Genomic DNA, 11,808 nt, shown 5'->3' with positions numbered 1-11,808 from the left:
CGGTTGAAATTCTCAATCAGGGTTTAAAAGATTTGGTTGAGGAAGCTTCTAAATATAAAAAGTCACAGTGATTCGCGAATATCATTCGCGAACCAATTTCCCCTTTCCACATCCCGTGAAAAGTCAGGTATTGACCAAGCAAAGGATGAAGGGGTAAAGGAATGCTCTCGATGTCAGATTTGCTTAATTGATGTTGAAAAATAGATATTTTTTTGATTGGTTTAGCTACTGCTGTATTGGCTGGCTGCAAATTGATATCTTGAGAGTTGCTAGCTAGGTCAAACGTAGAGTCCGGGGAAAGAGAATTTTGTTCAACCTGTGCTGCTGTGTAAGGAACAGAATTACTTTTTTGTTGCCTATTTTCTAAGTCTTGCCAAAGTTTAGCAATTTTCGGGTGAATAGGCACTTCCATATCACGGGTAGCATGAGGATTGGCAGTTGCTTCCTTGGCAGGTTGTTGAATATCCAACTTTTGAGCAAGTAATCTGAGTTTAGCTAAGTCTTGTTCAGTAATAGCAAGAGTCTTAAGTTGATGTGTCATACCTGAATTTGTTCTGCTGAATTCAAAGCTGGCAGCAACTCTTGTAACACCAGTATGTTCAGTTTTCAGAAGTTGCAGAGTAAATGTAGTATCAAGTTGGCTTTTCTGGTAGAGAATACGGTAATTGCCCAATTGCAAATCATCACAACCAGTCCTTTTTAGAGTTTGAGTGAGGATTTGCAAGATTTCAGAAGTTTTGAAGCTCTCTAAAATTGTGTGCGTACCATCAAAGGAGAGCGAACCAAGGGTATTAGCAATTTTCCTGGGGTCTTCATCGACTGAAGGTAGCTGTTTGCCACTTTTGAGATAATCAGCAACTAATAAAAACTCCTGCCTTTCGATTGGAAACATATCTTTGGGTTGCTCAGACAGAGTGATAGCTCCCCATTTATCGGCGGAAAATTGCATTAGTGCCAAGGTTTCGTCAGCGCGGCGATGAATACTGTAATTATTGCCGGATTTTATGATAGTAAAAGCATCAGCCTGATAAACTAAATTACCATCTTTTTCAACACCATAATTCTTCACAAGGGCATAAGCTACAGAAGCAATTTCCTTATTTTCTCTAGTTTCTAAACGCTTTCTGAAAAAATTCTGCTGGTATTGTTTAACCTGTTCTCTTCTTGCCCAAGAATCAAAGGAGTGAACCGATACCTCCTTTAAAGGTAGAGAAGCGTTTTGAGCAGGAGCAACTTCTTCTTTACTTTCATCGGCAAGTACTTCAGCATCTATTACTTGCCCTCCTATATTTTGGGATGAACTTTCTGGGGTTGTAATTAGGTCTGTTGGTTGTATGATTGACAACTTGGAACGAGTTTTTCCAAAAAGAGCAATTGTCTGTTCTTCTTCCACACTTTCTCTTGACGAATTTAGATTAACAGTGCCATCACCAAGTTGTTCATAAAGATGGATCTGTTCACCATTTTTCAGAAAGACTGTTAGGCGTAAATTGGGTGGCTGATTTTTCTCCCACCAATCATTCAGGGGGACAGATGCAATAAACACTTGCCTCAAAGCTGACGCGCCCTGTGCAACAATCAAATCATCTACACCTTTTTCTGGGCCTGGTAATTCAACGATACTGACCTGAGCGCCAGCATCAGATAAAAGTTGACCAGTACGGTATGTAGCGATATCAATGTTGCGCTTAGTTTTATACCGAGTTTCATAGTCAAAGCAAATTTTGATGTCCCTGTTTGGGGTAGCAAAAACTGCCAATTCATCATGTAATATGGGCACAATTTGATTCCCCAGCCCATCCTTACTACGATAGCCAGCATAAATCCCTGGTAATCCAATTGCTGCTTCACCTTGGCTCAATAGGCTAGCGGCCTTCTTGGCTCCTTCGGCGAGTGTGACTGGAACATTATGTTTCCACACACAGTACCAAAACCCCGATTTGCGATCGCTAATACTTGGTTCAACTCCAGCTTTAGAATAAATTTGTTGAGCGATATCTTGGGGAACATCCAACAGGAAGATGCTTAATTCAACTTTCGGGGGATGTTCGTATTTGATAAACTTGCCTCTGTTATCGGCTTTTTCTCTCGGATTATTAGGTTTGTAGCATCCCCATATTTTTTGATCGGGTTTATCTCCTGGCTCGTTTGCTGAAAAAGAACGAGGATCTACACCAGCATTACACCACCAGCCCCCATCCTCAAGGTGAGAATATTTGTTGAGCATTCCAGTAGATAGTCGTCCGGTATTAATACGTTCTAAATTCTTGCTGTACATGAGATATTCCCATGCTTCATGCTCAAGTTCTATTGGGTCTAAGTGTAAGCTCTTAAAATTAAGCTCGACAATTTCTGGAGCGATCGCACTTTCCTCGACTAATTCTTGCCAGTGGTTTGGATCTATGCATGAAGAAGAGGTAGGGGGCAGGGAGCTTTTTGCTGGCGTTGTACTTAGAGAATGCCCTAAGTGCAGATTTGGGGATGAAACAAGGTTATTGTCCAGAAATTGTTCTGTTGAACCGTTCTCTTTCTCTAAGTGCAACTCTACTCCTCCTACCGCCTCCTCTGCAACGCCAGCCCAAATTGTTGAGTCAGCCTCTTGAACGATTGGTATAACTACTAGTTCAACGGGTGTAGCAGAATTGGGCAAAAATGGAGGTGTACGAGACGGCGGTAAAATCGGAGGTGAATCACTGGGGGATAATTTAGGAGGTGTATTAGAGCCAGGCAAAAGTGGATCTGTATTATCCGGTGGTAAAAGTGGAAATTCATCATCAGATGGTAAAAGCGGAGTTAATAATTCTGTTAATAATTTTTCAATTTCTTCAAACTCTGCTTGAATAGATTCCTCGGTTTGCGGGTCAAATTTCTGCCATTTCCAACCACCATTTTCATCAGGAGTCATGACATAAGTCTCTTGACCAATTGACAATTTCAATCTCTTATTTATTTCATCATCTATTGCTAACCCTATCGAGTCCAATACAAATTTTAGATAAGGAGCTATCACTGCTCTGGCAAAGTATTCACTGCTTTTGGCATAAGCAGAACTCAATTGTAAATGTCGTTCATCAAACATAAGACTATTAACTGTTAATTTTGGAGTTTGCAAACGTTATACCGATATTTGTATGCCAACTCTTGGCGATGAGTTCAGTTTTCCTTGATCCCATTGAGATAAAGATTTTTGCACAACCTGAGAACAGCATCTTTGGAGGAGTTCATATTGTTTCCAATCAGCTCCCAAGCAGGCTAAATCAATAAGTTTACCTGTTGGAGTAACGCGATTAAAGATAATATGCAGATGAAGAGAATCAGGTGTAATTTCCCAAAAGCTAATAGACTGTAAATCATCCCAACCAATACCATGAACATATTGATTTAAAATTTGTTGGCAAGATTCTTCTGTCAGAGGCTGATGAAGATTTTTTAAAGTAATTATGGTATAAATGCCAACTTTTTTAAGTTTTGGCCTTCGATAAGAGAGAGCTTGAAAACTGGCAATGATTTCGGAAGTCTCAGCATGAATATCTAAAAAGCTGACTGAGCAAGTCTTTCGATTCCATGCTATTTCTTCAAGGATACTAAAACTCTCAATAGCAGATTCTTCAATAATCATTCGCATAAGGAAAAGTTCTCAATGAAAGGGAAATAGGGAATAAGGAACTTTTAACAGGGGTAATGGAAACGAGAATTTATACCCATCTACAATTCACTACTGGCTCTTTTAAATAAAAACATTTGATTCAATATCTATCAATGAACTAACCTCAGACATATCCAAAGGCAAAGAGTTATTAGAAACTTCTGGAGTATTTTGAGATAAAGGAAAACGATTGTTAATATTAGCAATTCGGATATCTAAGTCTTGCTGAGTTGGAAATTTTTGAGTACTTTTTCGAGCTAAAAGACTGACAAGGTTAGCCCATCGCTGCTGGTTATATTCTTCAATATCTCGAATAGCTTGAGGTATTTTGAGAGATTTTAGCAAAGGAACCGACCCCTCATTTTTATTAGAATAAGCAGGGTTAATGAAGACACATTTACCTGGAGGCAACTTCAAAAACTGGGCTGACTCAAAGAGTTTTTTAGTTTTTTCCTGCTCACTAGTAGTAGTGTTTGCTTTTCCCCCGCCTGTAGAACGGCTTTTATGCTTGTACTTGATTTCCTCGTCGCCCAAGAAACTGGAGAATAATTGTGCAGACTCATTTTCACCAGGATTGAAAACAAACTTAGTCCCGCAAGCTCCAAGAATAGTCTTAGCAACTTCCTTTCCATAATTTTTCTCAAGCTGCCCCATATTCTGCCAGCCCAGGATACCGCAGAACCCCTCAGAGCGTGATTCGTTCAGCCATTTGAATAAGTCTGGTAAGTAGAGAGAAGGCAGTTCATCGAGTGCAACTATAAGAGGGTCAAGACGCTTTTTAGCAATGTTCCGAGCAATTGTCATGTGTAAAATGCTGGTGAGCAAAGGGCTAACTGCGTCCCGACGTTCTCTGTCTAGCCCGAAGATAATCATCTGCTTACCTTTGATTGATAAGGGAAGAGTAGTCTTACCAATGAAACAACCAATAGTATTTTTGGCCATGAAGCGAGTGAACATTATGCTAGCGGTAGATACAATGCCAGCAACAGTTTTTTCACTTGCGGCGGAACTGAACAACTGACCAAAGGCAATTTTAATCCAAGGATTGAGATTAGCTGCCATCAATCTTTGCACCATAAGTTCAGAAGAAAGTATGGCGGCACTGGTCATAACATCAGCGCATTCGCCAAACTCTTTAGTCAACATCAAGATAGCTTGTGTCAATTGATCCCCTGCTGGAGCAAAGAAACCATCTTCACTACTGTTACTAAGAATGCGAAAATTTTTATTAATTACAGTAGCGATTTGCCTAGCTGTTTCAGCATCACTACTATCTCGTAAAAAGTCCAATGGATTACAAACTTCCGATTCCGGGAATCCTGGGGCGAAAATGTGAACATCATAGCCCTGACCCTTAGCGTAAGCAGCTATTTTGGCTTGAGAGGGATACTTAAAATCATAAGCAATTATCGGAAATCCTTGGTCAATGGCAGAGTAAATTGCGGGGTTAATAGCACTGAAAGTTTTACCACTGCCGGGAGCGCCAATTGCCGCCGTCCCTCGTTGAACATCAGGAATATAAAAAGTAGTCCCAGCGCCACTTACTTGTTTAGCACCCTTGGATTTATGCTTACCTATGTAAAGTGCTGCACTATCACATTTGGGTGAATTTATTTGTTGTAGCGCCTTTTTCTTGGCAGCAGCAGTTTCTTTAGTACCTCCCCAGTAACTAGTAGCAATCTTCTTTTTATTACTGCCATCGCCAAAAAATACTCTCATTAAAATGTAAGCAGCTAACATACTTATAATTGCTAATCCACTTGGTTTAAATAAATGATGAGTGTACTTACCAATGTCACTATGTGGATTTTGTAACTGTTCAAAATGAAATGGTTGTTTGTTTGTAGAAGTAGTCAAATTATTGCTCATCACGCAAAAATTCACGAATTAAGAATAGTTAATTAGGAACAGTAGAGGGACTACCAAAAATAATTGGGTCTTTTTCGTGATAATTGATAAACGGAACTGGCCCAATAAAGTAGGGAGTACAAGTCCGACCAACAAAAGGAATAGTCTTGCAGAAACGGAAAAACATAGCAGTGTTAACGGAACCGCTTGATTCATCTATATCCCAAACAACTTGTTTAAATGATTTACCAAAGGGATGACGACCTGTTGGCTCAAGACCACCATTAGCTACAGCTAAAATTCCATAGCCACCTTTTACTTTTTGGACTTTACCCGAAATCCATTGCGCTCCAGTGGTCTGCCCAAAACCTGAAGCTTCAAAGTGGACGCAATTATTTTGATTGCAAGGGACATTAAAACCCTCTTGATAACTGCCAGAAATGCTGCGAATCCGGTTAGCTTCTATATCTCCCAATGGCAAATCTACTTGACCAACGAAAGAAAGATCCGGCTCTGGCACATTAGGAAAATTATTCCAAGATAAATCCTTCAATCCGGGGATGTCTGAAATTAGAGTATCTTGCCAATTAGCAAATTCATCAAATGATGAGTTTTCAATCCCCGGAATCGATGTCAGCTTGTATTTAGACAAATCAATTTCATTGCCGAGAGTGATATTATCTAAATTGTAATAATTAGCAACGTTACCAATTCTTTGATTAGTGCTGATACCCATTTGGCGAAAAAAGTCGGCTATTGGTGCTACACTACTGGCTGATTGATTAGCTAAATCAGGTATAGCCTTGACTAAATCGCTAAGGGTTTGAGTTTTGATTATTCCAAAATCATCAAGCTTTAAACTATCTAAATCAATAGCTAATGCCTGAGATATCGTCGAAAGGGTAAGCTTTTCAATATTCAGATTGGCATCTTCAAAATCCCCAAGCTCCATAAAATCGCCAATACTTTGTCCAGCTTGCCAAGTTCTAGTCTGATTCCCTCGGTCAGTTGGGTAAGTCACATTACCAGATTCAGATACAATCATGTCTTGAAACTTCATTTTTGACCAGTCTGGAATCAAGCCATTGTTGCTACTAACAAATGGGACTTGTGCTGATGCTTTGGGCAGTATAAATCCAATTACCTGATTCATGATTCCATACTTACAAAAACTGTGAATAAACAATCCTGCTAGCAACCCAAACAATATTAAATAGCGAATCGTATCAAAACTAATTTTGGGCGAACGCTTTGATGTTTTCATATTTGTCCAAGCTCAATTAATTTGTTAACTAATTTAAGTGAAACACCAGCTTTATCAGCAGCATCAGGCATTTGCTCTCCACCTTGAAAATGAGTCAAGAATTGCTCAATCCGATTGTGAAGTTCATCAGATTGATTGAGCAAACCATTACTAATCGCTACTCTCATCCCCGCTCTGATTTGTTTTATGGTATTGATAGTTTGTACTAAGGGCGATAATCTCGGTCGAGCTACTAGAGAAAATGGCTTGTCGTTAATAATTGACACTTGACTATATTCAGGACGGGAATTAGATGGGGTAACTTGAAAGTGGTAAACTTTGCGCGAGCCAGAAGCAGTTTGAGTAATCACTGTAAGCAAAGTTGCACTTGTTTGCGGCAGTCCTGGAACCGGAAGCTTTTTAATCCGGCGTAAGTGAAGTAATCCAGCACTACTGTTTTGACAGTTCTGGTCGATTCCCTCTAAACAACCATCAGTGTCAATCAGAACTTGCGAGGGATCGTCAATCCACACCCGCTTCACCATCTCATTGACTTCATAAAATGAAATTGATACGCCTGAGCCATTCCAGACCTTAATTTTTTGCAGCTTGGCAGTGCTGCCATTAACCTGAGATTGCTTTATAGTGCGGACTGTACTTTGAGCATAGGTTTTGACTGGAACTAGACACACTGCCAAAAAAGCAGCAACCCCAAGCTGGAGCGCTGTCATGAGTTTTAACTTCTTCATGGCAACTCCAGAGAACGATTCACCAAAAACGTAATCTTCGTCCCCTGTGGGATATACCAAACATTGGGACGAGCGGTGATTTCTTGGTTAGAAGTTTCTGCACGACGAGCAATGATGTCACTAAGCTTGCCAAAAGCACCTTGTAAGAATGCCCCGCCAATATTGCGCTGGCTGTTTGAAGTCGTGCTAGAGCTAAATGTCCCTGTAGCAGAATTAATTACACTGCTACTGGAATCAGATTGATTCAGGATTGTTCCTACTTGGCCCAAACCACTGACTAATCCCACAGTCAAGTCAGAACCTCCCCCTTTCTTATCTTGGAACTGTTTAGCTAACAACGGTTTCCCGCCTTCTCCTAATACAGAAATTGCACCGCTACTAATTGGGTACTCAGTGTTATCTTTGATAATGCTCGTGACTTGCACACTTACATAAGAGCCACCATTAACCTGTAGGGGTTCAACGGCCAATAAAGTGCCTTTATGAATTGCCACATTTCCATAGTTGTCATGCAAATCAGCCGTTAATCTAGCAACATAGCGTTTACTATCATCTGGAGCCTGCTGTTGTTGGAAGCGAGTATTTTCGCTTTGCTGCTTGACCACTGGAGTCACTAAAACACCATTTGCGAATTCCCCAACGACTAAATAGCGAGTTTTACGCTGTTGCAGAATTTGGTTTTCTTGAGACAAGTAATTACCATCTGCTACTTGTTTATCAGATTTAGAATCGGCTAACCAACGAGGGCGAATTTTCTCAATTTCTGTGGATGTACTGTTAGAGAAGTTAGGGCGTGTTTGCTGTGTTGTATAAGCACTATTGGGTGGCTGTACTTTAATTTGTGTTGTATTCGGTGTTTGAAAGGATGTCGCCTCTGTTGATATCTGCTGGTTATTTGAAGTAGGTGTATAAGCGATTTTTCCGTAAGATCCTAAGCTGCGAAGTCTATTAAATTCAGCTATCACGTCTGTTGGCGTTTCTGTTTTCGGCGTAACAGTCCTAACAGGATTACTAATTCTTGGCAATGTTTGATTACGAGGTGGTGATGAAATAGTCTGGTTAGTTCTACTCGGAACGTAATATCGTCTAGGGCTATAACTTTGTGTTTGTGCCACAGGTCTAGCTGTTGGTGTTGGTGGTGAAGCTGCAACACTCACAGGTTTATTATTAACTTTAACTTCCTGCTTACTCTGATTAATCTTATTTAATTCATCTTCTTGCTGATTCAGCGCTAACTTAGCGTAAACATCCCCATCTGTTTGCTCAACTTGTTCTTTATTTCCTGAAGACTTTGGTTCTTCAATAGTTTTAGTAGTATCGCGGTTATCAGGATTAAAAATTCCATTCAGCAGCCAAAATATAGCTAGGAAGGTCAATCCAAAAGGGAGTGCTATGACCAACAATCTTGACCAGGGAGAAGTAATTACTGTATGTTTAGTTGTGACTGATGGATTATCTAATTCTCCCTCTGACGTAATTTCCCTTGGGCTAGAATCTGAACTCATTGCTGAAGATTTTAAGTCATCATCTATTTGGAGAAAATCATCTACAGTTGATGAGCTATTAATGTGAGTATTTGTCATTGTCTGTTAGCCAAATTTAAATCGACGATTTGCGTAATTTCTAATCCAGCTTGCCTGACTTGATATATTTTCTTTGCCAGAGCAGTAGTATCATTAGGGATGTTTTGCGGTGTACTAATGGCTTCTACAGTAATAGTTTTGTTAAAGGGTATACCTTTGCCTGCATTATCAACTCTTGTAAAAGTAACGAGAGTAGCTACTAAATCTACTGACCATTGACCATCTTTAATTTTGCGAGGTGATGAAATGAAGCGGGGAATCAAAGATACTTGTGTATCACCGTTAAATACCCCTGCTGGGGTCATTTGAGCTAGCTTACGCAAAAATGCTGTCCGAAAATCATGCTTTTCACTGATTGCATAAGCAGCTTCATAAGAAGAAGTAGTTACTCTGCCATTAGAACGTTCAATTCTACCTACATCTATACCAGCATCTTGTTTAGTAATGGGTTCTCCTTTTTCATTAAAAGTTTGAACAAGTCCATCCCAGTTAAACATCTTGATAAATGTGTTAGAAATAAACTTTTTAATAACTTCATCTGAGCGTTCATTCGGCTCTACTGCTTGGGCAACGACTGATTCTCCTGATGACAATTGTACTAGCGCTAACTGCTTTTTACCTAAACTACTGACTGCCCCATAATTAAGGATTTGTAGTAATAAAGAGAACAAAGCCATCGAAAATCCAGCTAGTGAAATTATTCCGATTCTAGTTGGGACAGATTTGTTATATTGCAGAAGCTGTAACGGCTCTGGTTTTGCCTTTGTACCATTCTTTGTATTAAACATTGTTAGATTATTGGTGAAGAGGGAACTCTTAACTCTTAATAGAGAACTCTTAATATAGCTATTACCTCTATTTACTGAATTTTGATACTAAACTGCCACCAGATGTTGTTATAGCTTTAGTAGCATCAATAGCGATTGTGCTATAGGTTTCAGCCGCTTTGTTGATTTGTTGAAGTACAGCTAAACCACCACCAGCAGCTAATCCAGTTGCTAAGAAAGGAGCAAAAATCCCAATTGTAAAAAGAAAGAATAGAGGTTGATCTGCTCTAGAAGTAGCAATCAATTGTCCGGCTAATCCGGCAATTACGTTGAAACAAAGTTTTGCCATTCCTACAGCGAAATAACCCGTAAGCCAAGTAAAAATTGCTTTTCCACCATAAGGTAACAAAGAACCACCTACAGCTAAAGGGCCGAGAAGTGCTGTTAACAACATCGTTAGTTCAATCGCCCATTGGTAAGCTCCGTTCAACCCAATCAGTACAATCGAAACAATTTCGATGACCGAAGAACCAATATAAGCACTGAAAGGGGAAAGTATTACTTGTATAGGATTAGCCCCACCTTTAATTGCCTCTATTGGAGCTTGAATAATTCTGTCTATTTTTTGAATGACCCACGAAAACGGGCCGCTTTCACCAGTAAAATAACTCGGATAGTCTTGTTGAAGTCTATTCTTAGCGTCCGATAAACATTTAACAGATTCTTCTGGACTCAAAGACGAGGTTTTGCAATTTTCTATTTCTTTCGCAATAGCTCCACGCACCGCTTCTACACCCAAAGCTTTTTGATATGCAGCTCTTAAATCAATACCTTTTGCTGTACGTGTTAGCATGTATTGGTTTGTATTGTTAATGTAATTTCTGATTCCGAGAGTACCTGCTCCTAAAGCTTTGCCATTATTTGCTAGGAGTACTATAACTATCAACACCCAAATAAAATCTGTGTATGCACGTTGTTCATCACCTAAGAGCATTTTCTTTGTCCACTCAACCATGAAAAAAACAAATGTTGCAACGGCGAATAATACACCGATTTTGCACATAGCAGCATATAAATCACCTGTGATAGTTTCTTCCCAAGTCTGATTAAAACCTTGAGCAATAAAATCTGCTGTCTTACTTGCTTGTTCTAATAAATCTGCACCAGCAAACTGAGATTGAGCGAATAAGTAATTTTTTGAAAGCATAAGGGTGAATTGATGATAAGGAATCAGGAAGATGTTAAGAGTTTCCTCTCCTGGTTAATTTTCTTGCGTTGGATCTAAACGAGATATACCGATAAGTTCATGAGTCAAAGAAAGAGTACCTAATTCATTCAAATCTTGTTTTTTGCGTGCATTTGCTGTGTTTTCTGCAACTTGAGTCAGCATGAGATTGGAGTATGAATTATCCTGCCTTGCTTGCAATGAATCAGTGCGCTGTTGTGCCAACATGGAAACCACCAGACCATTTTGAGCGGCGATCGCTTTCAGGACATTTTGAGAAGCATCCATGTCTTGAGCTTGGTCAGCAATGGTTTTCGCGTCTTGAGCTATTTGTGTTGTTTTCTCTATTTTTTGAGATGTATCTGCTTGCCCAGTTTTACCTACAACACTGATGATTGAAGCTCTTGTGAGTTCTCGCTCTAAATCTTGCCCCTTTTCCTTAGCGACTGGTAAAGAGTAAGTATCAGCAATACGATTTTTGAGTTCATCGCTACTAGCAATCGGATCTGGCGCTCCCATCTCTCCGACAGTATTATCAATTGCAGCTTGAGCATCTTTTTTAATCCCAGCCCAACTCTGATCTATTTGCGATTTTGTCCAAGTTTGGATCTGACTTACTTCACCTTTAATATCATCAATTATAGAGCTAAAAAAATCACTAATGACTAATCCATAACTGGGTGTAGCTAGTAATAAACTTACTACAGTAGCAGAAAGTAGTACAGCAACTTTTTGACGATTCTTCAT

Annotated in this window: 9 protein-coding genes; all 9 read right to left on the bottom strand. The window is 39.6% G+C overall.

Features of this window, described 5'->3' with window-relative positions:
- Positions 1-16: 16 nt before the first annotated feature.
- The 9 genes from H6G92_RS32145 to H6G92_RS32105 all read right to left on the bottom strand — a co-directional run bounded on the left by H6G92_RS32145 (position 17) and on the right by H6G92_RS32105 (position 11,808).
- Complete coding sequence (locus H6G92_RS32145) at positions 17-3,079, bottom strand: DUF3854 domain-containing protein (protein ID WP_190900052.1); 3,063 nt, start codon at positions 3,077-3,079, stop codon at positions 17-19.
- Between the two features lie 36 nt (positions 3,080-3,115).
- A complete protein-coding gene (locus tag H6G92_RS32140; protein WP_190900049.1) occupies positions 3,116-3,619 on the bottom strand; it encodes a relaxase/mobilization nuclease domain-containing protein in 504 nt (167 codons plus the stop codon).
- Between the two features lie 108 nt (positions 3,620-3,727).
- Positions 3,728-5,515: a type IV secretory system conjugative DNA transfer family protein gene (locus H6G92_RS32135; RefSeq protein WP_190900047.1), complete on the bottom strand. Its 1,788-nt coding sequence runs from the start codon at positions 5,513-5,515 to the stop codon at positions 3,728-3,730.
- Positions 5,516-5,543: 28 nt separating this feature from the next.
- On the bottom strand, positions 5,544-6,758 hold the full coding sequence (locus H6G92_RS32130) for a hypothetical protein (protein ID WP_190900046.1): 1,215 nt from the start codon (positions 6,756-6,758) through the stop codon (positions 5,544-5,546).
- Positions 6,755-7,486, bottom strand: coding sequence for a hypothetical protein (locus H6G92_RS32125; RefSeq protein WP_242059392.1), 732 nt, complete (start codon positions 7,484-7,486; stop codon positions 6,755-6,757). The genes H6G92_RS32130 and H6G92_RS32125 overlap by 4 nt, the downstream gene beginning before the upstream one ends.
- Entirely contained in the window at positions 7,483-9,069 is a 1,587-nt protein-coding gene (locus tag H6G92_RS32120) for a TrbI/VirB10 family protein (protein WP_190900043.1), read from the bottom strand. Before H6G92_RS32120 ends, H6G92_RS32125 begins: the two co-directional genes overlap by 4 nt.
- Positions 9,066-9,857 (bottom strand): hypothetical protein, encoded by a 792-nt coding sequence (locus H6G92_RS32115; RefSeq protein ID WP_190900042.1) that lies wholly within the window; start codon positions 9,855-9,857, stop codon positions 9,066-9,068. The genes H6G92_RS32120 and H6G92_RS32115 overlap by 4 nt, the downstream gene beginning before the upstream one ends.
- Before the next feature lie 67 nt (positions 9,858-9,924).
- Positions 9,925-11,043: a hypothetical protein gene (locus H6G92_RS32110; protein WP_190900040.1), complete on the bottom strand. Its 1,119-nt coding sequence runs from the start codon at positions 11,041-11,043 to the stop codon at positions 9,925-9,927.
- A gap of 54 nt (positions 11,044-11,097) precedes the next feature.
- Complete coding sequence (locus H6G92_RS32105) at positions 11,098-11,808, bottom strand: hypothetical protein (RefSeq protein WP_190900038.1); 711 nt, start codon at positions 11,806-11,808, stop codon at positions 11,098-11,100.

It is taken from the genome of Nostoc foliaceum FACHB-393 (genome assembly GCF_014698505.1).
GTDB lineage: Bacteria > Cyanobacteriota > Cyanobacteriia > Cyanobacteriales > Nostocaceae > Nostoc > Nostoc foliaceum_A.
Note: the sequence above shows the minus strand (reverse complement) of the source record. Positions and strands in the feature narration are given on the sequence as shown.

Excerpts from the sequence above, each read along its gene's own strand:
- H6G92_RS32145 (WP_190900052.1), bottom strand. The coding sequence starts at position 3,079 with ATGTTTGATGAACGACATTTACAATTGAGTTCTGCTTATGCCAAAAGC.
- H6G92_RS32140 (WP_190900049.1), bottom strand. The coding sequence starts at position 3,619 with ATGATTATTGAAGAATCTGCTATTGAGAGTTTTAGTATCCTTGAAGAA.
- H6G92_RS32135 (WP_190900047.1), bottom strand. The coding sequence starts at position 5,515 with ATGAGCAATAATTTGACTACTTCTACAAACAAACAACCATTTCATTTT.
- H6G92_RS32130 (WP_190900046.1), bottom strand. The coding sequence starts at position 6,758 with ATGAAAACATCAAAGCGTTCGCCCAAAATTAGTTTTGATACGATTCGC.
- H6G92_RS32125 (WP_242059392.1), bottom strand. The coding sequence starts at position 7,486 with ATGAAGAAGTTAAAACTCATGACAGCGCTCCAGCTTGGGGTTGCTGCT.
- H6G92_RS32120 (WP_190900043.1), bottom strand. The coding sequence starts at position 9,069 with ATGACAAATACTCACATTAATAGCTCATCAACTGTAGATGATTTTCTC.
- H6G92_RS32115 (WP_190900042.1), bottom strand. The coding sequence starts at position 9,857 with ATGTTTAATACAAAGAATGGTACAAAGGCAAAACCAGAGCCGTTACAG.
- H6G92_RS32110 (WP_190900040.1), bottom strand. The coding sequence starts at position 11,043 with ATGCTTTCAAAAAATTACTTATTCGCTCAATCTCAGTTTGCTGGTGCA.
- H6G92_RS32105 (WP_190900038.1), bottom strand. The coding sequence starts at position 11,808 with ATGAAGAATCGTCAAAAAGTTGCTGTACTACTTTCTGCTACTGTAGTA.